This is a genomic window from Solidesulfovibrio alcoholivorans DSM 5433 (genome assembly GCF_000702665.1).
Classification (GTDB): Bacteria; Desulfobacterota; Desulfovibrionia; order Desulfovibrionales; family Desulfovibrionaceae; genus Solidesulfovibrio; species Solidesulfovibrio alcoholivorans.
Window position 1 is genome coordinate 68,526 of the sequence record NZ_JNJA01000001.1, and the last position, 24,963, is coordinate 93,488.

Genomic DNA, 24,963 nt, shown 5'->3' on the forward strand with positions numbered 1-24,963 from the left:
GCGTCGCCGCGACGCCTTCGCATCCGGCTTTCGAGCGGCAACGCTACCCGAGCTTGCCGTTTCCCTCAAGGGGCGGCCCCTGCCCGGCGCTGCCCGCCCGGGGCGGCGGATGCGTTGACAATACGGCGCGTTTTCGTGTTTCGTTTCGGAAACGGGAGGGCCGCATGCAAAACAAGGTCCGATCCGTGCGGGTGCCGCCGGAAATCGAAACCCTCGACCTCTCAAGCCTCGTCAAGGAGTGCGCGCGGCATCTGCGCGACCTGGAGTCGGCGAGCCTGCTCTCTTCCCAGGGCAACGCCGAGGCGGCCGAGGCACTGGTGCGCGCGCGGCAGGCCGATCTTGGCCGGCGCGTGGGCAAGCTGGTGTTCGAGGCCGGCAAACGCGGCCGGGAGAAGAAATGAACCGCACCGCCCTTGCGGCCCGCAGCCGGAGGGCGTAGGCCTGCGCCGACCGCCGTTTGCGGGCGCACCCCAGGGAGGCCGGACGTCATGGCGCGACCGATTCCGTTTATCTTTGTTGTCGGCTGGCTCATTTTGTTAACCAGCGCCCCGGCCCAGGCCGGGGTGACGCTCGACGGCGACACCTGCCGCCAGGTGTTCGACAATCCCCGCGCCGAGCACATCGCCTGCCGCACAGGCTTCCGCCTGGACGCGGCCACGCGCGCCCGGCTCGAATCCTCCTCCTTCGGCCTCGTATCCGACATTTCCTGCGCCGCGGACCTGACCGCCGACCGCTCCGAGGTCATCAGCCGGGTGCATGCCGGCGGCGACGTGGCCCTACCCCAGCAGGAGGTGCGCTGCAAGCTCGTTTCCGGCGGCGATCCGCTGCCCGTGCGTTTCCATCTCGCGCCCGTGGTGCGCATCGACAAGAAGACCAGACGCGCCGTGGACGCGCGTCTCGGCATCCGCGACCTCACGGGCATTCCCGAGCCCCTGGCCACGGCCGTGGCGGAATTCCTCAACGCCGAGCCCACCCTGCGCAAGAGCCTCGTCCAGGCGGCCAACGAGATCCTGCCGAACCTGCCCCCGCGCTGAGCGCCTGCCGCCTGCCCTACTTGACGCCGATGGGCGCGCCCGTGGCGAAGGACGGCTCGTGCAGCGGGATGACGATGTCCGCCGCGTCGCGGATGCGCCGCACGATGTCGTAGGCGGCATAGGCGTTGACGCAGGTGCCCGGCGGAATGACCTCCATCTCGCGGGCCGTCACGGACTTCGGCGGATAGAAGTTCTCCCGGATGACGCAAAAGCCGCTGATGACGGCGGAACCGGCCGGTGTGTCCACGAACACGGACATGCCGCCTTCGGTATGGGCCGGGGTGTGGACCATGCGCAGCCCGGGCACGATTTCCGTATCCTCGGACAGGGCCACGATCTGCCCGGCCTCGGCCACGTCCTCGATGTATTCCTCGTTGTAGCGGTAATCCAGCGGATGCGGCTCGCGGGCGTGGGCCAGCTCCTTTTCGTGGACGTAAAACAGGGCGTTCTCGCACAGGCCGTCGTTTTCGCAGTGGTCGTTGTGCAGGTGCGTGTGCACCACCACGTCGATGTCGGCGGGAGTCAGGCCGAAACGGGCAAGCGCCGCGGCAAAGGTGTGGATGGGGCCGCCGATGGCCGCCTCCCTCGCCTCGGAGATCACGGGCCGCATCTCCCCGGTGTCCACCAGGATGCGCTTGCCGCCCCCCTCCAGGTACCAGCCGTAGATGGGAATGGTGTAGGGCTGCCCGTAATCGACCTGATAGGTCATCATGCCCTTGTCGAATTCCTTGGTCCCCAGCACCAGGGGATGAATCACGAATGCGCCCATGCGGTCCTCCGCGCGCGGCATCCGGGGAGGATGCCCGTCTTGGCCATGGCCCAAGGGCCGGAAATGCCCCGCCGCAGCCTGACGCAGTATTGTCCCGCCGCACCCGCTTGGCAACCTGCCCGGGGCGAAAAACGAAACCGCGACACCGAAAGCTACGGCCGGGCCATCAGGGACAGCAGCCAGACGTAGAACGCCGCCACGCCCAGCTGGCACATGGCGATGGGCACGCCGTAGCGCATGAACGCGGCAAAGGCGATGGGCTTGCCGTGGCTGGCGCTGATGCCGGCGGCGACCAGCGTGGCCGAGGAGCCGATGAGGGTGACGTTGCCGCCGAGCGTACCGCCGAACATCATGCCCGCGAACACGGGCAGCGACGCCGCGGGCCAGTCAGAATACCCGAAACCCAGGGCGAATTCCGGGACGAGCTTCGCCATGACCATGTAGCCCTTGGCGAGGAGAACCGCCGCGGCCACGACGGGGATATTGGCCAGAAACCCGGACAAAAGCCCGATGGCCGCAAGGAGCACCAGGGCCGCCTCGAGCAGGCGGTCGCCGACGCCGGCGTAGAGCATGCGGGACAGCCCGCTCATGATGCCGGTTTTCGTGATCTCCTCGACGAAACACATCATGCAGAAAATAAAGACCAGCGTGCGCCAGTCGATGTCCCGGAAAACGGCTTCGGTGGATTCGTAGCGGGACACGTGCAGGGCGAACAGGGCCAGGCTCGCGCCGATGATCGCCGCGCTCGGCGGAACGACGGTGACGGGCAGGAAGTCTCCGACGAGAAAGAGCGCGACCATCACCGCCAGGGCGCCCAGAGCGAGGAAGCAGAACCCCGGGCGGGCGATGGGCTGTGGGCGCAGGTCCGCGGAAAGGCGGCGCCGGGCCTTCCAGCAGGGGCCGAAGAGCAGGGGCATGAGCGGAATCACGACGAGGATGCTGAGGAGCCCGCCGGGGCTGATCTTTCGCAGGTATTCGGTGAACGACAGGCCGGCGGCCTGCCCCACCAGAAAGGTCGCCGGGTCGCCGACGAGGGTGAGCAGGCCCGCCGCGTTGCTGATGACGGCGGTCAGGATCAGCGGTCCCGTGAAGTCCGTGTCCAGCTCCTTGCAGACCCCGATCACGATGGGGGCGATGAGGATCACCGCCGTGGCGTTGGGCAGGATGGCGCAGACCACGGACGTCATGGCCGTCAGCAGCAGCAGGAAGCGCCGGCCGCTGCCGCCGGTCAGGAGCAGGAAGCGCGTGCCCAGGTTGCCGAAGATGCCCGTGGGCGCAAGCACGCGGGCGACGACCATGCCGCCGAACAGCAGCGCCAGGGAACCCGAAGATGCCCGGATGGCGTTGAAGACGTCGTTGTGGGTGACCAGCCCGCCAAGGGTCAGCGCGCACAGGCCGAGCATGGCGAGCAGCGTCATGTCGGCGACATTGAGCGCGATGCAGACGATGACCAGCCCGAAAACGACCGTGATGGACAGGGGTTGCGCTTCCAGCATGACGACTCTTCCGGTGTTTGGCGTCGCGGGGCAAGGGCCCAGCGTGGCGTCCGTTCAAAAACACTCCACGTCCGATGGAGCGCCCTAGAAATCCGGCGGGATCATCAGACCGCCCTGGGACCAGAGGCGGTTCGGCCCCGGTTCGAGGCCAAGGGGGCTGTCCGCGCCCAGATTGCGCCGGAACATCTCCCCGTAGTTCCCCACGGCGGCCACGGCCCGGGCCGCCCAGCCCGGCTCGATGCCGAATGTTTTGGCCAGGATATCGGACTTGTGCACAAAGACCTCCCTCGCCGGGCTCGCGGGCGCGTCGGGCCGGAAAGAGGCCTGGTTCAGGCCGAACTCCTCCGCCAGCAGCAGGCTGGCCCAGACGGCTTCCACGAGCTGCCGCCATTCGTTGTCTCCCTGGCGCACGGCCGGGGACAGGGAATCCATGGTGTGGTCGTCCTTGATGATCACGTAGGCGTCCTTGCCGCCCGGAGCCACAACGCGCAGGGACGCGAGCAGGAGGGCGTCGCTGGCGTAGCCCTGGCAGGCTCCCTCGAAAAAGCCCTGGCGCGCCTGCTCGTCGCTGTCGAAATCGCGCTTGTCGATGTGCAGCCCCTGGCGCAGGGCCCAGAAATTGATGGAAACGTCCTGGGTCGAGTCCCTGACGACGCAGATCGCCTTCCCATCGAGATCGGGTATGTCATGAATGCCGCTTTGCGCGCCGACCAGGATGCCCTGGGTACTGTAGGCCAGCGGCCCGGTGAAGACGATGCCGAGGGTGGCCTCGCGGCGTAGCGTCCAACTGGCGTTTCGCGCCAGGATGTCGATCTCGCCGCTCATCAGGGCGGGAAACCGCGCGAGCATCGGCAACGGCTTGTAACTGACGCGCGTGTCCTCGCCCAGGGCGGCGGCCACGGCGCGGCAGAAATCGACGTCCAATCCGCTCCAGACACCTTCCGCATTGCGTTCGGAAAAGCCGGGAATGCCGGTGCTGACGCCGCAACGCACGGTTTTCGCGTTCTTGACCGATGTCAGGGTTTCGCCGGCAAACGCCGTGCCCGCCAGGGCCCAAAAAAAGACGCATGTCAAAACGACCTGTCGCATCCGGCCTCCTTTGCCGTACAGGCGCACGGCAATCGCTTCACTGCCCCAGCCGTTGCAGCAACTGCATAGCGGCGGCGCGGCCCGGGGCTTCCCTCACAATCCGCACGGTGAGCACCCGGGCCTTGTCCGCCTGGCCGGCCCCAGGTAGAGGCCGGCCATGGCCGCGAACACCTGCTGGTCCTGCGGCGACAGGGCGAGCCCCTGCGTAAAGGCCTGTTCGGCCCGGGCCGGCTCCTTGAGCAGAAGCAAGACCTGTGCACGTCGTGGCAGTCGCTGCAACGCACGCCACGCGCGAATATCCTGCTTTGCGGAAACGAGCCGCAAACGTAGTCCTCGGCCAGGATCTGCCCATCGGGATAATTGACGCCCTCGTTCAAAAGCTCCGGCACGATGAGGTCGAGCAGTTCGCCCTGGACGAAGTCCGCCGTGGACATGCCCGTCGGGTGGCCAGGGGCAGTTCCAGGAGCGCCTCGTCGCCGCCCGCAAGCGCGCCCTCGAGGTCGCCCCGCAGCACCGAGGCGAAGGGCTCCTTCGTTTGCCATTCGGGATGCTGCGGCGCCATGGTCCTGACCCGGTCGAGGACGAAAAAAATCTGAAAATACAGTGGCTTTTCCGCCAAGAGCGTGCCGTCGTTGTCGAAGGTGGCGATGCGCTCCGGCACGGGCACGAAATCCGGCGATCCTTCGCGGGTCGTTTTCACGACGAATGCGAGGATGGCCGTCTTGGCCGCGCCGTCGTTCCAGGACGGCAGCGGATCGGTTCGCTGCGCGACAGCCAGTTGGCAGGCGAAAAGCGCGACGGTGACGACAAGAGACACCAGTAATGTTCGATGCAACTTCATAAGGGGTATCCTCTCCGTTTGGTTGGGGAATGCCCGTGTCGCACAAAAGGCTTGCCTCCGGGGCATGATGCCGCTCCGGGGGCAAGCATGGTCACGGACTTGGGCCGGCATATGGCCTCTTGCGGGGCATTGTGCCTTGTACCGCGCTTCCGATGTCCGTGCCGGCTCTCGCGATCACGATACCCCTTGCCTGTCGGCTTTGAAAGGCGGGCGGCCTGGGACCATAACCGGAACACACTCGGGATCGGCGCGGCGGCCGGAATGACTGGGACGTACCCGCCGCCGGGGACTCAGAACTTGATGGCGAAGGAAGCGTACACCGTGTCCATGAGAAAGCTGTGCCGCGCGCCGAGGTCGTGGATCCATTTGCCGATGAGCATGAGGTCCTTGCCCCCGACGGGAATGGTGCAGGTGGCGATGGGGCCGATGCCGGTGCCCGAACATTCGAAGGAGCCGAGCTTGGCCCCGGAACCCGTGTCCGGCGTGGTCTGGGTCAGCAGGTAGCCGGTCGCGCCCAGGGCGAAACGCGGATTGAAATGGTAGGCGGCCGTCCAGTCCACATGCAGGAGGTTGCCGGAGAGGTAATGCGTATCGGGGTTTTCCGTGTTGATCATGTAGCCGGTATTGATCGAGAGCTCGAGATTGCTTTTACTGAGCCAGGTGAAGGCCACGTTGCCGTCGAAAGAGAAATAATTCATGCCGAGGTTGGTCAGCTTGCTCGGGTTGTAATAGCCCGTTGGCAAAAATACGATGGGCATGACCGCGATGTGGCATTCGCCGAAGTTCCAGCCGGCGATGACGGGCATGAAAAAGAGGTCGGACAGCCCGCCCCGGTTGCCGGAACCGCCGATGCTTTTCTGGTCGGGCAGGGGGAGCCCGGTGGGGTTGGAGCGGGAAGAATAGGTGGCCGAGGCGTCGCCGGAAACATGCAGGTTGACGATGACGGGCACGCCGAGGCCGACGCCCAGAAAGCCGTTCATGGCCGGCACGTCGAACATGTAGGTCAATTTGGTGAGGTTGACGACGGAGTGGACGTCGAGCCCGGCGTAGACGCGCCCGCCCTTGAGCGCCCCGTCGATATGGCCGGCCTGGTAGATCGTGTCGTTGCGCGCGTAAAAGCCCGCCGCCGGGATGTAGCCCATGAGAAAGTCGCCGTACGCGCCCTGGATGTAATGGCTTGTACCGCCTTCGACCGCGAGGGACTGCCGGGGCACGAAGACAAAACAGGCGAGGAGGAGCAAGGCCTGCAAACAGAAACGATGCCGCGCGGGGGAAAGGGTGTGGCACATGGGCGACCTTATTTACCTTGTGGGTGGCGTACCGGCGCTTCCTCAAACTACAGTTGCGTTTACCCGAGCAAGAAACATTCGGCAAACGAAATGTAGCCCGCGCCTTGCCGAAAGAACCGTTATTACAGCATCATATTACAATATATAACAATCGAGTATCCAGTCTCATTCTCCCCTGTCCGCGCTGAAGAATATGATCCGCCGACTCGTACGCAACGCGATCGCCTTTCCGCATTTTCTACTGCAAAATGCATGCGCCTTCCTATTATGAAAGATATTCCTCACCTTTCTAGAGTTCAGACATAGCGCTTCTCGACCTTGGCATCCTGGTTTGCGAGACAAAATCCAGCATTGTATTTCACGATTGCACGAAAGCAGCGCACCCACTTCCATACGGCCGTGCCATTCCGCGCCCAGGGGAAATATTTGCAACAATGCGGCTGTTGCACAAGGACATCGTTTTCGAAACGGCGCGACGGAAGACAGAAGCCGGCCCGGCCTTGCCAGAATAAAAACGCGCGCCGCAGCACGGGCACGGCGCCGCCTCCTGCTCCGGCGCATCGAACGCGGGAGGCGTCCGTCGCGGGAAACCGCGCATGGCCGTCGTCCATGGCATAAGGAGGCGCGGCGACGCGGGCGCGCCGTCGCAAAAACGAAGCGCCGGGTTCCCCCGACGCTTCGTTCGATACGGCGCTTGCCGTTCTCCCGGTCCCGGCACGGCCCGCCTCTTCGAAAGAGGCCTGCGCCATGCCGGCAACCTGGAGCGTTGTCGCCGCTTCCGGGCATCCCCCTTTCCGGGGCATGCCCAGCTCGCATTATGAGAGTTGTCTCGCTAGCCGGCCACGGCCGCCTTGACCCGGGAAAACGCCTCGTCGATGCCCGCCGGGTTCGTGCCGCCGGCCTGCGCCATGTCCGGACGGCCGCCGCCCGAACCTCCGACCGCCGCGGCCGCGTCCTTGATCAGCGCCGGGGCCGTGAAACGGCCGTGCAGATCCTTGCTCACGGCCACGATCAGGCTGACCTTGCCGCCTTCCTGTTCGGCCGCGATGGCGACCACGCCCGAGGGAACCTTGCTGCGCAGATCGTCCATGGCCTCGCGCAGGGCTTTCACGTTGGGTGCATCCACCTTGGCGCACAGCACCTTGACGCCGCCGATCTCCTCCAGGCCGCTTAAGAGATCGCGGCCCTGGCCCGAGGCCAGCTTGGCGGCGAGCTGTTCCTTTTCCTTGCCGAGCGCCTTGATCTCGTCCTGGAGCTTTTTGACGCGGCCCACAAGCTCGCCCGGCCGCGCCTTGACCAGGTGCAACGCCTCGTCGCGTTCGCCGCGCATGGCCCGCATCTGCGCCAGGGCGTTTAGGCCCGTGGCCGCCTCGATGCGCCGCGTGCCCGCGGCCACGCCCGCTTCGGAGAGAATGAGGAAGCTGCCGGCTTGGCCCGTGGCGGAAAGGTGCGTGCCGCCGCAAAATTCCATGGATACGCCCGGCACCTCGACCACGCGCACCTCATCGCCGTATTTTTCGCCGAAAAGCGCTGTCGCGCCCTTGGACCGGGCCGCCTCGATGGGCAGCACCTCGGTGACGACCGGCGCGTCGAGCAGGATCGCCGCGTTGACCTCGTCCTCGACACGGGCAAGTTCCTCGGGCGTCATGGCCGAAACATGGGTGAAGTCGAAGCGCAGCCGGTCGGGCGCAACCAGCGAGCCGGCCTGGTTGACGTGGCCGCCGAGCACGTTCTTGAGCGCCTTGTGCAAAAGGTGCGTGGCCGTATGGTTGCGCGCCGTGGCCATGCGCGTGGCCGTGTCCACGGCGAGTTCCGCTTCCTGGTCGAGCAGGATCTCGCCCGCTTCCACCTTGATGTGGTGCGCGGTCAGTTCCGGCCCGGCTTTGACGGTCCCCGTGACGGCGGCGTCGCCGGTCAGGGTGGACACCTTGCCCACGTCGCCGGCCTGGCCGCCGGATTCGCCGTAAAAGGGCGTCACCGCGCTGACCATGTAGCCGGTCTCCCCGGCGGTGAGGCGCTCCACGGCCTGGCCCTCGGCGGAAATGAGCGCATTGACCCGGCTTTGGGCGGTAAGCGCCTCGTAGCCCACGAAACGCGACTTCATGCCCGACTCGAGCAGTTCCAGGAACAGCACCGCGGGGTCGGTCTCGCCGCTGCCCTTCCAGGCCTTTTTCGCCCGGGCCTTCTGCTCGGCCATGCTCGCGCGGTAGCCGTCCTCGTCGGCGACGATGCCCCGCTTGCCGGCCACGTCGTTGACGATGTCCAGCGGAAATCCGTAGGTGTCGTAAAGCTTGAAGGCGAACTGGCCGGTGATGGTCTTTTCTCCGGCGGCCTCCATGCGGTCGAGCTCCTCGCCGAGGATCGCCAGGCCCTTGTCGAGGGTCACGCCGAAGCGCTCCTCTTCCTCGCGCACCACCCGCTCCATGAATTCGCGGCTGGCCACGAGCTCGGGATAGGCGTCGCCCATGACGTCCACCACCGTGCCGGCGGTCTTGAAAAGGAACGGGTCGGACAGGCCGATCAGCTTGCCGAAACGCAGGGCGCGGCGGATGAGCCGGCGCAGCACGTAGCCCCGGCCCTCGTTGGAGGGCATGACGCCGTCGGCGAGCAGGAAGGCCACCGAGCGGCTGTGGTCGCCGATGACGCGCAGCGCCGTGTCGTGCTCGTCGTTGTCGCCGTAGGCCACCTTCGCGATGGACGCGGCCGTGGCGATGATGGTCTGGAACAGGTCGATGTCGAAATTGGAGTGCACGCCCTGGACCACGGCCGCGATGCGCTCAAGGCCCATGCCGGTGTCGATGCTCGGGCGCGGCAGGGCGACGCGCGTCTCCTTGTCGATCTGGTCGTACTGCATGAAGACGAGGTTCCAGATTTCCAGGAACCGGTCGCAGTCGCAGGTGCCGATGCCGCAATTGGGGCCGCAGGCGATTTCCGCGCCCCGGTCGTACATGATCTCCGAGCACGGGCCGCAGGGGCCGGTGTCGCCCATGGACCAGAAATTGTCCTTCTCGCCCAGGCGGTAGATGCGCTCGTCGGAGAGGCCCGCGACCTTTTTCCACAGCCCGTGCGCCTCGTCGTCGTCCAGATAGACCGTGGCGTAGAGGCGCGACTTGTCGAGGCCGATGACCTCGGTCAGGAAGGTCCAGGCGAACCGGATGGCGTCTTCCTTGAAATAGTCGCCGAAGGAAAAGTTGCCGAGCATCTCGAAGAAGGTGTGGTGGCGGGCGGTGCGGCCGACGTTTTCCAGGTCGTTGTGCTTGCCGCCCACGCGCAGGCACTTCTGGGAGGTGGTGGCGCGCTTGTAGCCGGGCTTGTCCTGGCCCAGGAACACCTTCTTGAACTGCACCATGCCTGCGTTGGTGAAAAGAAGCGAGGGGTCCTCGCGTGGCACGAGGGGCGAGGAAGCAACCTGCTGGTGCCCGTTGGCGACGAAGAATTCCAGGAACTTGGCGCGAATCTCATTGGCCGTCATCATCGATATGCCTCCGCATGGGGATGGAAGACCAAAGGACGCATCCCCCGCATCTTCCTCGAAAGAATAAGAACCAGGAGGGGCGACGCCCCTCCTGGACCACCCCATCGGGGGGGATAATCCCCCCCGAACCCCCTTGAAGGGTGGGGCTAAAAAATCTGTTCCTCCCCGCTCTCGTGGGGCCGGAAGGGCGTTGCCGCCGGCATGCGGCAACGCCCTTCCGGCCCCACCAGCGAGGGGGTCCGGGGGTATCATGCCCCCCGGCCGCCGGAGGCATCTTCACTCTTCCCTCCGGCGCTCCTTACATGCCGTCTTCTTCCTCGATGGCCTCGGGGGAAGCCGGCGGGGTATATTCGCTGAACCCCAGGTGTTCGCGCAGCTTGCCCTCGATCTGGTCGCGGATATCGGTATGCTCCTGGAGAAAGGCGCGCACGTTGTCGCGGCCCTGGCCCAGGCGTTCGGAACCGAATGAGAACCAGGCCCCGGACTTGTCCACGATGCCGGCCTCGACGCCCATGTCGATGAGCTCACCCTCGCGGGAGACGCCCGTGCCGTAGAGGATGTCGAACAGGGCTTCGCGGAACGGCGGCGCGACCTTGTTCTTGACCACCTTGACCCGGCAGCGGCTGCCGTAGGTTTCTTCCTTGTCCTTGAGCGTCTGGATCTTGCGGATATCCAGGCGGATGCTGGCGTAGAACTTGAGCGCGTTGCCGCCGGTGGTGGTCTCCGGGCTGCCGTAGCCGGTCATGCCGATCTTCATGCGGATCTGGTTGATGAAGATGACCGATGTGTTGGACTTGTGGATGGTGCCGGTCAGCTTGCGCATGGCGTGGGACATGAGCCGCGCCTGGCCGCCCACCTGCGTCTCGCCCATCTCGCCCTCGAGTTCGGCCTGGGGGATGAGCGCGGCCACGGAGTCGATGACCACCACGTCCACCGCGCCCGAACGCACGAGCAGATCGGCGATGTCCAGGGCCTGTTCGCCGTAGTCGGGCTGGGAGATGAGCAGTTCCGGGGTGTTGACGCCGAGCCGCTTGGCGTAGTTCACGTCCAGGGCGTGTTCGGCGTCGATGAAGGCGGCGGTGCCGCCGAGCTTTTGCGATTCGGCGATGATGTGCAGGGCGAGCGTGGTCTTGCCCGAGGATTCCGGGCCGTAGATTTCGGTGATGCGCCCTTTGGGGATGCCGCCGATGCCGAGCGCCAGATCCAGGCCGATGGAGCCGGTGGGGATGGACGGAATTTTTACGTGGGCGGAGTCTTCCAGGCGCATGACCGCCCCCTGCCCGTGTTTGCGCTCGATGGTGGTCAGCGCGGTGGCCAGGGCTTCGTTGCGGAAATCTTCCGGGGATTGTGCGGGCTTGCGGGCCATGTCGCCGTGCTCCTGCTAAAGTGTCTGGGGCGCAAGTGCGGCTACATAGCAAAATCCTTGCCGCCCGGCAACTTCGGCGGGGCGGGGCAAACCGCTTGCCATGCGGCCGCCGAGCCCTTAGCTACGCCGCATGAAATCCTACCACGCCCTGGCCCTTTTTTCCGGGGGCCTCGACAGCATACTCGCCGCCAAGACCGTCCTCGAGCAGGGACTCGACGTCCTGTGCCTACACTTCGTCAGCCCCTTTTTCGGCAAGCCCGACAAGATCGCGCGCTGGCGCGAAATCTACGGCCTCGACATCATCCCCGTGGACGTCTCCGACGCCTACGTGCGCATGATGGCCGCCGGCCCCGCCCACGGCCTGGGCAAGATCCTCAACCCCTGCGTGGACTGCAAGATCCTCATGCTGCGCCGGGCCAAGGCGCTGCTCGCCGACTACGGCGCGTCGTTCATCATTTCCGGCGAAGTCCTCGGCCAGCGGCCCATGTCCCAACGCCTGGACGCGCTCAACATCATCATCCGCGACTCCGAAACCAAGGGCATCCTGCTGCGGCCCCTTTGCGCCAAACGCCTGCCCGAAACCGAAGCCGAGCTCTCCGGGCTCGTGGACCGGGAGCGCCTGCACGCCATCAGCGGCCGCGGCCGCAAGGACCAGCTCGCCCTCGCCGCGCACTTCGCCCTGCCCGAAATCCCCACCCCGGCCGGCGGCTGCCTGCTCACCGAAGAGCCCTCGGCCAAGCGTTTCTTTCCGCTTTTCATCCACAAGCCCGAGCCCACGCCCGCCGACTTCGAGCTGGCCAACATCGGCCGCCAGTTCTGGAGCGGCAACCGCTGGCTCGCCATCGGCCGCAACCAGTCCGACAACGCGCGCCTGGAAAAAATCATCGCACCCGGCGATCTCGTCTTCAAGGTGCGCCACCTGCCCGGCCCCCTGGGCGTCGCCCGGCCCATGCCCGAAAGCGCCTGGGACGCGGACGCCGTGGCCGACGCCGCCGCCTTCATCGCCTCGTTCAATCCCAAGGCCATGGCCGTCGCCGGCAACGTGCAGGTGGATGTGACCGGCTTCCCGGGCTCGCCCGTGCTCGTCGCTCCCGGCCGCGGCACGCCGCTCGATTGGCAGGAGCCCGCCTGGGAAACGGCCAAGGAAGGCAAACGCGAACGCTTCACCATCCACGGCGTGGGGGGAAGATAGGGGAGAGGGAAGAGGGGAAGAGGAAGAGTGCCTCCGGCGGCCGGGGGGGATAATCCCCCCCGGACCCCCTTGACGGGGGGGGGAGGTTGGGGGACGAAATCTCGCGAGACGTTGCGCTTTTGGGTCCACTTCATTTACCCCTTGCGAGGGGGTCCGGGGGGGATTATCCCCCCCGGCCGCCGGAGGCACTCTTATTCCCATGATCTCGAAGGCACTCATTCTCTCTGCCGGGCTCGGCACGCGGCTGCGGCCGCTGACGGACGTCATGCCCAAGCCCATGGTGCCCCTGGCCGGCCGGCCGCTGCTTGAGCATCTGGTGCGGCGCTGCGCCGCGGCCGGCATAGGCGACCTTGCCGTGAACCTACACTACCTCCCCCATGTCGTGACCGACCACTTCGGCGACGGCGCGGCCTTCGGCGTCAGGCTCCTCTACGGCCTGGAAGCGCAACTCCTCGGCACGGCCGGCGCGATCAACAATTTCCGGGAGTTTTTCAGCGAGCCGTTCCTGGTCCTTTACGGCGACGTCTTTTTCGACGTGGACCTCACCGCCTTTGCCGCCGCCCACGAGGCCAGCGGCGCGACGGCCACGGTGGGGCTCTACCACGTGGACAACCCCACCGAATGCGGCCTCGTGGACCGCGACGCGACGGGGCGCATCACCCGGTTCGTGGAAAAGCCGGCCGTGGCCTTCACCGACCTGGCCAATGCCGGCATCTACGCCATGTCGCCGAAGGTCCTGGATTACATTCCGGAATCCGGGTTTTGCGATTTCGGTCGCGACGTGTTCCCGGCCATGCTCGCAGCGGGCGAGCCGCTTTACAGCGAAGTGCTGGACGGCTATGTTATGGATATTGGGTCGCCACAAAAGTACGAGCGGGCCCAAGCCTACGTGGCGTCGCGCGCGTAGCCCGGAAGCGGATTTTCAGGCTACGGCAACCCGGACAGGAGCGTACAAACGGCGATGGAGTTCACGTGCCTTGCGCGTCAGGCGTTTGATTCCGCGGCCTTCGGCTGCGATTTTTTCCGCGTGACGCGCTACGACTACCCCCAGCTCGCGCGCGAGTTGGCATGGCTGCGCGCCATGCCCGGGGTCATGGCCGACGCCCGCATCGCCGCCTCGGACCGCGAGGCGGACCTTTTTTTCCAGCGCCAGGGCTTCCGCAAGGTCACGGTGCAGGTGCGCTTCGCCGGGCTGGTCGATCCCGCGCTGGCCGCAGGACCGGACCCGCGCGACACCGCGGAAAACCGCCTTTCCCCGGAGGCCGTGGCAAAGCACGTGGACAACCTGCGCTACGACCGCTTCAACCTGGACGCGTTCGCGCCCAAAGCCGGCCGCGACCGGTTCCAGGCGGCCTGGATCGGCAATTCCCTGGCCTCGCCGGCCCTGCGCAAGGTCTACGACGGCGAAAGTTTCGTGAGTTTCAAGTACGACGGCAGGGACGCCGTGGTGGACATCGTCTCGGTGCTCGTGCACAGGCGGGGCATCGGCCTGTCGCTTATGCGCCGGGCGCTCGGGGCCGCGGCCCGGGTGGGATGCACGCGGCTTTGCGTCACCACCGAGGCGGAAAACGAGCCGGCCTGCCGGCTCTACGCCGCATGCGGCCTGTCCGCCGAAGCGCATTTTTCCCGTTTCCATTACGCCTCCCCCGGGGAGGCCTCCACTGCGAGGCACGCATGATCATATCCAAGGCTCCGGTGCGGTTGAGTTTCGGCGGCGGCGGCACGGACCTGCCCGCCTATTACGAACGCCACGGCGGCGCGGTGCTTTCCGTCACCATCGACAAGTACTTCTATACCATCATCGAGCCCACCAAGGACGGCACGGTGGAGCTCGTCTCCTCGGACTACCAGCTCCACCAGCGCATTCCGGACATGGAAAAGGCCAATTTGAGCGATGCGCTGAAAATCCCCAAGGCGGTGCTCAAGCGCTACGGCGTCACGGGCGGCCTGTACATGGCGCTCAAGGGCGACGTGCCCACGGGCTCGGGGCTCGGGCTTTCCGGCGCGGTCACGGTGAGCATCGTCCAGGCCGTGGCCACCTTCAAGGGCCAGAGCCACGACAAGGCGGAGCTGGGCAGGATCGCCTCGGAGATCGAGATCGGGGCGCTCAGTCGCCCCATCGGCATGCAGGACCAGTTCGCGGCCGCCTACGGCGGGCTCAACTTCATGACGTTCTCGAGGGACGGCGTGGACGTGACCCCGGTGACGCTGCCGGAGGGCGTGCTGTCCGGGCTGGAGCGCCGGCTGCTGCTCTTTCACACCGGAGCCTCACGCGATTCCGCGAGCATCCTCGCCGGCCAGAAAAAATCCACCGAGGCCAGCGACGCTGCCGTCATCGCCGCCCTGGACGCGCTCAAGGCGCAGGCCTACCGCATGCGCGACACGCTCGCCGCCGGCGACCTGGACGGATTCGGCCGGCTGCTCGGCGAGGCCTGGGACTTCAAGAAAAACCTCGCCAAGAACATCAGCAATCCCGAAATCGACCGCTACTACGAAGCGGCCCTGGCCAAGGGGGCGCTTGGCGGCAAGATCGCCGGCGCCGGCGGCGGCGGCTTCCTGCTGCTCTACTGCCCGCCCGAGGCGCAGCAGGCCGTCATCGAGGAGATGACGGAATTGGGCCTGGAACGGCTGCCGTTCTGCTTCGAGGCCGGCGGCGCGCAGCTTACGCTCGACCACACCGGCAACTTCAACGCCACCATCACCCCCGAAGGCTACCTGCTCGGCATGCGCGCCGTGGTCAGCCGCCTGGACAAGGAGCAGATCGGCCGCATCGCGGACACCATCTGGGAGGCGCGCAAGCACGACCGGCAGATCTTCATCATGGGCAACGGCGGCAGCGCCTCTACCGCCAGCCACTTCTGCTCCGACCTGTCCAAGACCACGCTGATTCCCGGGAAGAAGGGCTTTCGCGTGGTGCCGCTCACGGACAACATTCCGCTCATGACCGCCTGGGGCAACGACGCGGGCTTCGAGAACATCTTCTACGGCCAGCTGCTCAACCTGCTGAACCCGGACGACGTGGTCATCGGCATCTCCGGCGGCGGCATGTCGCCCAACGTGCTCAAGGCCCTGGACCTCGCCCGGGAGCGCGGCGCGCGCACCATCGGCATGGCCGGCTTTTCCGGCGGCAAGCTCAAGGACGCGGTGGAGGACTGCTTCATCGTGCCGAGCGACAACTACCAGTTCATCGAGGACGTGCACATGATCCTCGTGCACCTCATCGCCTCGGTCCTGCGCGAGCGCATCGCGAAGGAGTAGGGGGGAAGGGAAGAAAAAACCGGGGCGCTGCCCCGGGCCCCGTCGGTCGGGGGGGATCATCCCCCCCGAGCCCCCTGGAAGGGGGGACATCGTGGGGTTGAGGATTTTCGGGGGGGACGGTAAGGAGCCCCCATGCGGCGGCCGGGACGTTGTTCCGGCCGGCCGCGTTTTGCGGGGCCGGCGGTCCCGCCCACTCCATCGCAACGGAAGCCGCCCATGACCGCAATCCTCTTGGCCGTCGTCATCGCCCTGGCCGGGTTCGCCCTGGAAGTCTGGCCGCGTCTTATAAATCGCTATTTCGGCATCGACACCTGGCGCTTCGCGCTCCTGGCCGACGCCATCCGCCGCCACGGCCGCTACCCGGACAGCGTGCCCGAGAAATACATCGTGCCGGGTTCGGTGGACAATCCGCCGTTTCTGCCGTTCGTGTGCTCGCGCTTTTCCAAGGCCTGGCTCGACCGCAACCAGGGGCTCATCTCCCCGGCCTTCGACGTGCTGCAAAGCCTGACCGTCTTCGGCCTGGGCTGGGCCGTGACCGGCGCGCCCGTGGGCGGGCATCTGGCGCAAATCTTCTACATGCTCACCCCCGTCGTGCCCCTGGAGGCGAGCAACCTGAGCCTGCGCACGCCGGGGAGCCTCATCTTCCTGTGGGCCATGCTCGGCGTGCAGGCCTACGCGTTGCATCCGAGCGTCTGGACGTTCGCCCTCGGCGTGGCCGGGGTGACGCTTTTGACCTTCACCCACCGCATGGCCGTGCAGGTGCTTTTTTTCGGCATCATCGGCTTCACCGTCATCGACGGCAACGCCCGCTGCCTGCTGGTGTTTCTCGTCGGCGTGCTCTTTTCCATCTTCGCCTTCAAGGGCGCGTACCTCAAGTACCTGCGCGGCCAGCTGCTCATGATCGCCTTCTGGATGTACAACATCCACAACCGGCTGGCCCACCAGGTGCGCGGCAACCCGACCAAGGAAAAGAAGCACACCGACTTCGTGCGCCGCATCGAATACCTCATCTGGAAGATTCCGGTGCTGCCGTTTTTCGCCGTCAATCCCTGGGCCATCTACGCCTTCGTCGCCCTGGCCCTGCCGGACTACGGGACCATGGCCGCGGCCTCGCCGTGGTTTTCCGTGGTCATCAAATGGTCCGTGGTGCTTTTTATTCTCGGCATTCTCTTCAATACCAAATACATGCGTTTTCTGGGCGAAGGCCAGCGCTACCTCGAGTACGCCACGGCCGCCGCTGCCGCAGCAGCCGCCGCCCTGGTCCTCAAGTTCGCCGCCGACCCGGCCGTGTGGGGCCTCGTCAAGGCCGCGCCCTTTATCGTCGGGGCGGGGTGCCTGGGCGTGATCCTCTTTTTCCAGATCAAGCTTGTGGTCAACAATCCGGACAAGTCCGTCACCCCGGCGCTGTGGGCCGTGCTCGAGCACCTGAACGCCTCTCCGAAGGAAGTGCGCATCGCCTGCCTGCCCCACGGCCTGGCCGACGCGGTCACGTATTTCCTCAATAACGGCAAGGCGCTGCTGTCCGACAACTCCGTCGGCGTCTACGAACTCGTGGACTACTGGCCGCTTCTGCAAAAGCCCCTGCGCGAGATCGCGGACAAGTACGGCCTCACGCACTTCCTGGTCAGCACCAAGTTCGTGACCATGGAGGAACTGGATATTCCCGGCTTCGTCGAAGTCTTCCGCCGGGAGCACTACGTGGTGCTCGCGCGCGAGGACGCGTAAGCGATGAAACGCCTCTCCTCCGTCCTGGTCGCGACCATCTCCGACATCACCGACGCCGCCACGGGCGAGCGGATGCGCCACAATTCCCCGGCCTGGCCCATGCTGGAGTTCTTCCGCGACCGGGCCGAACGCGCGACCGTCCTCGAGCTGTCGCTGCCCCGGCCGGGCATGGTCTCCCGGCCCCAGGCCTCGTTTTTCGAGCGGGGCAAATTGCGCGAGCGGCGCGTCTGGCCGGGCTGGATCACCGCGCCCGTGGCCGTAGCGCCGGACAAAGCGCAGCCCAAGACCTATTTCCGCCTGAAGATCCGCGACATCCTGGCCTGCTTCTGGGCCGCGGCGGCAACGCCCGGCCCCATCGACCTCTTCGTCGGCGTGGAATCGCTGCTCGCCCTTTGCGGCGCGGCGCTCAAGGTCCGGGGCAAGGTGCGGGAGAGCGCCTACTACATTTCCGACTGGTCGCCCTGGAAGTTCGACAACAAGGCGCTCAATGACCTCTATATCTTCCTCGACAAGACCGCCTGCCGCCGCTCGGACTTCATCTGGAACTACACCTACGCCATAAGCGACGCGCGGCGCGACATCCTGGGCTACGACATGGCGCAGCTCGGGCGCGAGCTCTGGGTGCCCTTCGGCTTCATCCCGGACGGCGTGGTCATCAAGTCCCACGACGAGGTAGACCGCCGCCGGCTCTTCTACAGCGGCGGCATCTGCCGGGAAAACGGCGTGGCGCTCATCGTCGAGGCGCTGCCGGAGATTCTCGCCTCCGTGCCGGACGTGGTGATCGACATCTTCGGCGACGGGCCGCAGCTGGCCGAGCTCAAGGCAAGGGCCGAGGCGCTTGGCGTCTCGCGTGCCGTCGTCTGGCACGGCTACGTCACGGACCGCCGCCGCATCCTCGACGCCGCGCTGTCGGCCTCGGCCGCCCTGGCCCCGTACATGCCCTTTCCCGAAAACGTGAAGCGTTTCGGCGACGTGATAAAAATCCGGGAGGCCATCGGTTGCGGCCTGCCCGTGGTCACGACGGAGGTGCCGCCGTCGCACCGCGAGGTGCGCGAAGGCGGGCTCGGCGCGGTCATCCCTTACGACGCCGGGGAGCTGGCCAAGACGGCCGTGCGCCTGCTCGCGGACGAGCCCTGGTACCGCGCCGTGCGCGACCGCGTGGTCGCGGCCTCGCGCGACAACCTCTGGGACGCCATCTACACGCGCACCCTTGCGGCCATGGGCTACGACGCCGCGCCCCGCTTCGGCGCTCAGGCCGGCTGAGGCCGGCAACGGCCCGCACGGCGCGGCACCTTGCGCCGGCGCGGCCTTCCCGCTACAGTCGCCGTCGCCTCGCGGCCGGGTATGGCCTCACGCGCCCGCACCGGGCGAAAAACGCATAACACGCCGCGAACCACGCCGGCGCAGGCGGAGTCCATGCTGTTTTCCACGAAAAACCACCTCAACCAGGTGCCCGCGGGCTTCGACCTCGACAGCCGCCCCAAGGTGGGCGTGCTGGTCGAAACCACCATTCCCCCCGTCTCCCGCGCCAACCTGCGCATGTACTGGCTGGCCAAGGTGCTCATCGCCGAGAAGCGGGTGATGGTCAACATGGTCTCCCCGAGCAAGGACCTGCGCTCCAGGCGTTCCTATTTCGTGGAATGGATCTGGATGAACCAGTTCCCGGGCTGGGCCTGCCACCTCTACACCCGCTGGCGACTGCCCGTGCGCATCTGGCACTTCCTGGCCTCCATCATCTCGCTCGTCATCCTCGAAGTCTGGTACCGGCGCTCCTGCGGCCGGGGATTCGCCGCCCTGCACGCCTGGAACCCCCTGGCCGGACTCGCCGCGGTCCTGGCGGGCAAGCTCATCCGCAAGCCGGTGTTCGTGGATTTCACGGACTTTTATTCCGACATCGCGCGCACGGACATGCCGCTTCTGAGCAAGCCCCTGGTCTGGCTGGAGAACTACGTCCTGCGCCAGGCCCGCTTCATCTTCGTGGTGAGCAACCAGCTCAAGGAACACCTGGCGCGCGCCCACGGCCTGCCGCCGGAGAAGATCCACATCGTGCCCGACGGCACGGATTCCGAGACCTTCCGGCCGGACGTCGCGACCGCCGGCGTGCGCGAGCGCCTCGGCATTCCCGAGGACGCGCCGGTGCTCGTCTTCCACGGCGACATCAAGCACGACGACGGCGTGGACATCCTGCTCGACGCCCTGGCCCTGGTCGCCAGGGAGCGCCCGGACGCCCGCCTGCTCATCCTCGGCGGCGGCAGCCCCTATTTCGACGAGGTCTGCCGGCCGCGCATCGCCGCGCTCGGTCTCGAAGACAACGTGGTCCTGCCCGGCTGGATTCCCCACGCGGACGTGCCGGCGGTGCTGTGCGCCTGCGACATCGGGGCCATGACGCTGCGCGCCACGCTCAACCACGACCACTACCTGTCGTTCAAGCTCTTCGAGTACTGGGGCTGCGGCAAGCCTGTCGTGGTCACCAAGCTCAAGGCCATCGGCGAGATCGCCCGCGACGGTGAAAACGCGCTCGTTGCCCGCAGCGGCGACGTGGAGGCTTTTGCCAAGGCGTTCCTGCGCCTGATTGCCGACAAGGAGCTCGCCGCCCGCCTGGGCCATGCCGGCCGGGAACTCGTGGTGCGCGAATACGACTGGCGCGAGATCATGAAAAAGGAAACCGCCGTGTACACGGCCGAATTCCTGGACGCGGCCGAACCCCGCGAAACACGGTAGCGCCCGCCATGTCCGTGTCCTTCGACAGCGTCATCATCGAGCTGACCAACCACTGCAATTTTTCCTGCCCCTTCTGCCCGAGCGACGCCATCACGCGGCCCAAGGGCTTCATGGACCCGGCGCTCATGGATGCCATCCTCGTCCAGATCGCCCGGGGGCGCATCGCACCCGTGGTGCAGTTCGGGCTCATGGGCGAGCCGTTCTTGCACAAGGGCCTGTTCGACATGGCCGCCAGGGCCCGGGAACTGGGCCTCACGCTTCGTGTCTTCACCAACGGCAGCCGCCTGACCGAGGCCAACGTGGAGCGCATCGTCGCCTCGGGCATAAACGAGCTCTACGTCAGCTACCGGGGCGTGGACGCCGCAGCCTTCGCCGCGCTTTCCCGCACGGACTTCGGGGCCTACCGCGAGGGCGTGCGTCGGCTGGTCGCCGCCGCGCCGCGTTTTTCCGGCCGCGTCATCCTCAAGGTCTTCAAGGACACGGTCTACGAAAAAGCCCTCGGCACCGACGCCATGGGCCGCAGGATGTCCGCCGCGAGCGTCGAGGCGCGCATGGAGGAACTCCTGCGCGGCCTCGTCCCGCCCGTGTCCTTCGCCCCGGACCGCGCCCGGGCCAACCATGCGGTGAAGGTCACGGACAACGTCTCCGTGCGTTTCGAGACCGTCTCGCGCTGGGTCAGCCAGGAAAACGCCGGCCGGCCCGGGTTCGTGCGTGGCGTCATCGGCGCGTGCGACGGCCTGGACGGCCACTTTGGCATCCTCTGGAACGGCGACGTGACCACCTGTTGCAAGGACTACGACGGCAAGAACGTTTTCGGCAACGCCGCCCGGCAGTCCCTGGCCGGCGTGCTGGAAAGCGACGCCGGCAAAAGGCTGCGGCGCTGCCTCAAATACTGCCTGCTGCCTACGGAATATTGCCGCCAGTGCCGCGGCGGCGACACCTGGCGCGACGCGCTCATCCACCAGCTCGGCACCATTGCGCTCTTCAAGACGCCCCTTTCCCGCATCCTGCTTGGCCTCGGCCGGGGCGGGGACGACGCTTCGTGAAAAAGCGACTGGCGGCGCTTGCGCCCCTCGCGGTCGTCGCAATCTTTGCCGTCCTCTCCTTCCGGGGCATCCTGTTCGCTCCGGGCCACGTCTACCAAAACTGGGACAACGCCACCCCTCCCTTCCCCGAGGAGGTGCGGCGGCTGGCGGAAATCTCGCAATACGGCTGGAACGCCCATTTCGACCTGGGCTCGCCCGGGGCCTTCGGGGCCATCAACCGCTGGTTCGACATCGTGGTGCGCGAGGGGCTGGCCCCCCTGGGCGGCTCGTTTATCATGAAATGGCTGCCCCCGGCCTATGCCGTGGTCGGCGGCGCGGGCATCCTGGCCCTGTGCGCCGCGCTTGGGCTCGGGGCCTGGCCGTCGCTCGTTGCGGCGCTCCTTTATGCGTGCAATCCCCGGCAATATTCCCTGGCCGTAAGCGGCCACGTGCAGGAGACCGGCTTCGCCCTGGCGCTTTTGCCCTGGATCGTCTGGCTCCTGTGGCGGGGGATTGCCACCGCGAGCCTGCGCCGCACGTGCGGCCTGGCCCTGGCTGCGGGGCTCCTTGGCGCGCTCGCCTGTTCGGCCTCGCCCTTCGGCATCGTCTTTTTCGGGACCGGGACCGCGCTTTTCACCCTGGCCGCCACGGCCAGCCGGCGCAGCCTGCGGCCGCTGGCCGTTTTCGTCATCGCCGGCGCAACGGCCGTGGCGCTCAACCTGCACTGGATCGTGCCCGCCGGCGTGTCCCTGGCCGGCGGCGGCGCGACCGTCAAATACAACCAGTCCGCGGGCGAGGTGCGCAAGAACTACCGCGACATGTACCGCCACTTCTCCGCGCCCTTGCGCCAGGCCATGCTCGGCCACACCGACAACTACGGCATGGGCACGGAATACGCCTATCCCGTCAATTTCAAGGAAAATCCCGCCTGGGTTGCCGCGGCCTTCGGACTTCTCGCCCTGGCCCTGATCGGATTTACCTACAAGGGGCCGGGGCGGGCGCTCAAATGGTACGCCGCAACCTGCCTCTTGGCCGGGTTCGTGTGCATGGCCGGGTCCAAGACCCTGGCCGGCGCGGTCTTTTACGAGAAATTCCTCGCCCGCGTGCCCATGATCTTCTACCTCATGGCCCGGCCGGCGCGCTGGCTGCCGCTCTATTTCACGGGCCTGTCCCTGCTTGCGGCCATGGGGCTCGCCGTCATCGCGCGCCGGGGCGTCTGGCGGGAAAGCCGCCTCGTGGACGTCGGCGCGGGCCTTTTCGCCACGGCCTGCCTCGCCGTCTACCTCGCGCCCTACTTAAACGGCTCCCTGGCCACGCCCAAAAACGCCACCACCCAGACCATGGCGCTCATGCCCCAGCCCACCTCCCCGGCCGAGGAAAAGCTGGCCAAGGCCCTTTCCGCCGACCCGGACGATTACCGCGTGACGGTCTGGCCGACCATCGCCGGCCCCACGGGCGAGGTGCCCGCGCCGCCGCAAAACGCCGTCACGCGCAATTTCGCCATGCTCGGCAAGGACGCGGTCATGGGGCCGACGTTCATTGGCGAGCCTTTTTCCCGCTACCTGCTCTCGGTCCTCATGCGGCCCTGGCCGGCCACGGACCGTTTCGGCCGCCTGCTCGGCCTGGCAGCCGTCAAGCGCGTGCTCTACGACCCGTCCGTGCCGTACCTCTCCTACGGCAGCTTCGGCTGGATGCCGACCACCAAGCGCGGCCCCGAAACCCTGTTCGATCCCGGCGACATCCTCGCCCCCTTCGTCGCCGCGCAAAAGGACCTTTCCCCGGACGCGCAGCTGGCCGCGCCGCCCGTGGACGTGCTGGCCAACGCCGATTTCCTGCCCCGGCTGCGTCTGGCCGACGGCGGCCTCCTCGCCTCGGGCGGCTTTGCCCTGCTGCTTTCCCTGGCAAACGGCCCGCATGAGGACTTCCCCGGGCGCGTGTTCTACGCCGCCCCGGACCTCGACGCGGCGCAGGTGAAACGGCTTGGCGCGGGGCTTTCCGGCGTGGCCGCGTACGGCCGCTCCCGGCCGGAACTGGCCCTGCCCTTCCTGCCGGAGAGGGCGTTTACCGCCGCGTGCGACGCGAACCTTGCAGGCGACTGGGGCAACCTCGCCGACCGCTTCCTCGACGACATCCGCCTGGGCGCTTCGCCCCTGGACGGCGGCGGCAAGGCGAGCGCGGGGCCGGGCAAGATCGAATTCCCCCTGGTCGGGCACGGCTCCTGGCGCGTGTTCGTGCGCCTGGGGGCAGCGCCGTTTGCCGGGCGCACGGTCGTCGCCATCGACGACGAACCCGTGGCCGAGCTGGACGCCGGCCCCCTTGGCCGTGGCATGGACTGGCTCGACTGCGGCACGGCCACCTTCGAGCCCGGTCCGCCCCACGGCCTGACCGTGGCCGCGCCCGGGCGCGGCGTGTATGTCGCGGGCATGCTGGCCGTGCCCGAGGACGCCTACGACGCGGCCCGGGAATCCGTCGTGGCCCTGGCCGCGCGCGGCGGCGCGCGCCTTGTCGCCGAGGCCGAGGAGGCGACCGTCGCCCCGGCCGTGCCCATGGCCCCGCGCCTGACCGTGCCTCTGCTTGCCACCGGGGCCGGCGTGGAAATCGTCCGGGACCATGCCCGGCTGCGCGACGTCGATCCCATGGGCGGCGGCACGCTGGCCGTCGAAGGCGACGCCCCGGGCGAAGCCGCCTTCACCGTGCGTTTGCCCGTGCCGGCCACGGACGTCGTGCTCGAGGCCTATCCCCGCCTTTTCGGCGACAAGGCCGCGCCGTCCTATGTCGCGGCGGAAGTGTCGGTGGACTGCAAGCCCTTTGCGCCCCTGTTCCGGGTCGAGGGCAAGCCCGACGGCCGCTGGGAGGACGTCTACGGCCGCAAGGAGGTCCACCGCATCCCCGGACCGGCCACGACCGTCACCGTGCGCTTCGCCATGCGCCAGGCCCAGCTTTCCTCCCAGGCCAATGTCCCCAATCATCCCATGCGCCTGGTCGCCGCGACGCCCGTGCCGGGCGGGACGACCCTGTCCTTCGGCGCGGCGGCGCGGCTGCCGGCCGAGCTCGGCCTCGCCGCACCGGTTCCCGGGACGTACGCCGCGACGCTGCGCCTCGTCGGCCCTGCCGGCGCGACCGTGACCCTGCCGGACGGCGCGCAAAAGACCTTCCCTGCGGACGGCGCGCTGAATGTGCCGGGCGTTGCCGTGACGACCGACGCCGCCGGCCGCGCGCGCCTGCGCCTCACCGGCCCGCCCGAAGCCGCCGTGGACTGCGTGGAGCTCTCGCGCGAGACGCTTTTGCCGCAAACGCCGCCCGCGCTCGCCTCCTCCCGCGTCAATCCGGGCCGCTACGCCCTGGATCTGCCCGAAGGCGGCGGCAGGACGCTGGTTTTCGCCGAGGCCTTCCACCCGGGCTGGAAACTGCGCCTGGCCGACGGCCGGGAGGTCGCGCCGCTTAAGGGATACGGCTTTCTCGACGCCTTCCCCCTGCCGTCCGGGGCGAAAGGGCCGGCGACGCTCGTTTTCCGCGACGAAGCGGTCATGGAGCGCATGCTGCCCGTCGTACGCACTGCCTGGGCCGTCCTGGCGCTGACTTGCGCCGCATTGCTTGCGCCCTGGCCCGGAAAACGGGCGCGGGGCAAGGATTGAACCACCGGGGCAACCCGGCTATGGTGACGCCGCCCGCCGGCCGATCCT

At 67.2% G+C, this 24,963-nt stretch carries 20 protein-coding genes; 11 read left to right on the forward strand and 9 right to left on the reverse strand.

Features of this window, described 5'->3' with window-relative positions; translation table 11 throughout:
• The first annotated feature begins 164 nt into the window (after positions 1-164).
• Both Q368_RS0100285 and Q368_RS0100290 read left to right on the forward strand, forming a co-directional pair.
• Positions 165-401 carry a hypothetical protein gene (locus Q368_RS0100285; RefSeq protein WP_029456731.1) on the forward strand — a complete coding sequence of 79 codons (237 nt, stop codon included), beginning with the start codon at positions 165-167 and terminating at the stop codon, positions 399-401.
• Between the two features lie 87 nt (positions 402-488).
• Positions 489-1,034 carry a hypothetical protein gene (locus Q368_RS0100290; protein ID WP_029456732.1) on the forward strand — a complete coding sequence of 182 codons (546 nt, stop codon included), beginning with the start codon at positions 489-491 and terminating at the stop codon, positions 1,032-1,034.
• A gap of 16 nt (positions 1,035-1,050) precedes the next feature.
• Here the strand turns inward: Q368_RS0100290 and Q368_RS0100295 are convergent, their stop codons facing one another.
• The 9 genes from Q368_RS0100295 to recA form a co-directional block, all read right to left on the reverse strand.
• A complete protein-coding gene (locus Q368_RS0100295) occupies positions 1,051-1,803 on the reverse strand; it encodes an N-acyl homoserine lactonase family protein (protein ID WP_029456733.1) in 753 nt (250 codons plus the stop codon).
• 152 nt (positions 1,804-1,955) lie between these two features.
• Positions 1,956-3,299 carry an ArsB/NhaD family transporter gene (locus Q368_RS0100300; protein WP_029456734.1) on the reverse strand — a complete coding sequence of 448 codons (1,344 nt, stop codon included), beginning with the start codon at positions 3,297-3,299 and terminating at the stop codon, positions 1,956-1,958.
• Positions 3,300-3,383: 84 nt separating this feature from the next.
• A complete protein-coding gene (locus tag Q368_RS0100305; protein WP_052359945.1) occupies positions 3,384-4,388 on the reverse strand; it encodes a transporter substrate-binding domain-containing protein in 1,005 nt (334 codons plus the stop codon).
• A 93-nt stretch (positions 4,389-4,481) separates the two neighbouring features.
• Positions 4,482-4,637, reverse strand: a complete 156-nt coding sequence (locus Q368_RS26415; RefSeq protein WP_162179621.1) for a hypothetical protein — start codon at positions 4,635-4,637, stop codon at positions 4,482-4,484.
• 124 nt (positions 4,638-4,761) lie between these two features.
• Positions 4,762-5,229: a hypothetical protein gene (locus Q368_RS22805; protein WP_211249756.1), complete on the reverse strand. Its 468-nt coding sequence runs from the start codon at positions 5,227-5,229 to the stop codon at positions 4,762-4,764.
• A gap of 290 nt (positions 5,230-5,519) precedes the next feature.
• Positions 5,520-6,518, reverse strand: a complete 999-nt coding sequence (locus tag Q368_RS0100315; RefSeq protein WP_029456736.1) for a SphA family protein — start codon at positions 6,516-6,518, stop codon at positions 5,520-5,522.
• 296 nt (positions 6,519-6,814) lie between these two features.
• A complete protein-coding gene (locus tag Q368_RS25445; RefSeq protein ID WP_156955612.1) occupies positions 6,815-7,267 on the reverse strand; it encodes a hypothetical protein in 453 nt (150 codons plus the stop codon).
• Positions 7,268-7,350: 83 nt separating this feature from the next.
• Positions 7,351-9,993, reverse strand: coding sequence for an alanine--tRNA ligase (gene alaS / locus Q368_RS0100325; RefSeq protein WP_029456738.1), 2,643 nt, complete (start codon positions 9,991-9,993; stop codon positions 7,351-7,353).
• A 298-nt stretch (positions 9,994-10,291) separates the two neighbouring features.
• Complete coding sequence (gene recA / locus Q368_RS0100330) at positions 10,292-11,359, reverse strand: recombinase RecA (RefSeq protein ID WP_029456739.1); 1,068 nt, start codon at positions 11,357-11,359, stop codon at positions 10,292-10,294.
• A 130-nt stretch (positions 11,360-11,489) separates the two neighbouring features.
• Between recA and Q368_RS0100335 the strand changes: the two genes are divergently transcribed.
• From Q368_RS0100335 to Q368_RS0100375, 9 genes are all read left to right on the forward strand, one after another.
• Complete coding sequence (locus Q368_RS0100335) at positions 11,490-12,551, forward strand: adenine nucleotide alpha hydrolase family protein (protein ID WP_029456740.1); 1,062 nt, start codon at positions 11,490-11,492, stop codon at positions 12,549-12,551.
• A gap of 199 nt (positions 12,552-12,750) precedes the next feature.
• Positions 12,751-13,458: a nucleotidyltransferase family protein gene (locus tag Q368_RS0100340; RefSeq protein ID WP_029456741.1), complete on the forward strand. Its 708-nt coding sequence runs from the start codon at positions 12,751-12,753 to the stop codon at positions 13,456-13,458.
• A 54-nt stretch (positions 13,459-13,512) separates the two neighbouring features.
• A complete protein-coding gene (locus tag Q368_RS0100345) occupies positions 13,513-14,229 on the forward strand; it encodes a GNAT family N-acetyltransferase (RefSeq protein WP_029456742.1) in 717 nt (238 codons plus the stop codon).
• Entirely contained in the window at positions 14,226-15,809 is a 1,584-nt protein-coding gene (locus Q368_RS23645) for a GHMP family kinase ATP-binding protein (protein ID WP_052359948.1), read from the forward strand. The genes Q368_RS0100345 and Q368_RS23645 overlap by 4 nt, the downstream gene beginning before the upstream one ends.
• Positions 15,810-16,025: 216 nt before the next feature.
• Positions 16,026-17,534 (forward strand): hypothetical protein, encoded by a 1,509-nt coding sequence (locus Q368_RS0100355; protein WP_029456744.1) that lies wholly within the window; start codon positions 16,026-16,028, stop codon positions 17,532-17,534.
• Positions 17,535-17,537: 3 nt separating this feature from the next.
• On the forward strand, positions 17,538-18,797 hold the full coding sequence (locus tag Q368_RS0100360; protein WP_029456745.1) for a glycosyltransferase: 1,260 nt from the start codon (positions 17,538-17,540) through the stop codon (positions 18,795-18,797).
• Positions 18,798-18,950: 153 nt separating this feature from the next.
• On the forward strand, positions 18,951-20,255 hold the full coding sequence (locus Q368_RS0100365; RefSeq protein WP_029456746.1) for a glycosyltransferase family 4 protein: 1,305 nt from the start codon (positions 18,951-18,953) through the stop codon (positions 20,253-20,255).
• Between the two features lie 8 nt (positions 20,256-20,263).
• The gene (locus Q368_RS0100370) at positions 20,264-21,301 is read left to right on the forward strand and encodes a radical SAM/SPASM domain-containing protein (protein ID WP_029456747.1); all 1,038 of its coding nucleotides are present in this window, start codon (positions 20,264-20,266) and stop codon (positions 21,299-21,301) included.
• The gene (locus Q368_RS0100375; protein ID WP_029456748.1) at positions 21,298-24,915 is read left to right on the forward strand and encodes a hypothetical protein; all 3,618 of its coding nucleotides are present in this window, start codon (positions 21,298-21,300) and stop codon (positions 24,913-24,915) included. Before Q368_RS0100370 ends, Q368_RS0100375 begins: the two co-directional genes overlap by 4 nt.
• The last annotated feature ends 48 nt before the right edge of the window (positions 24,916-24,963 follow it).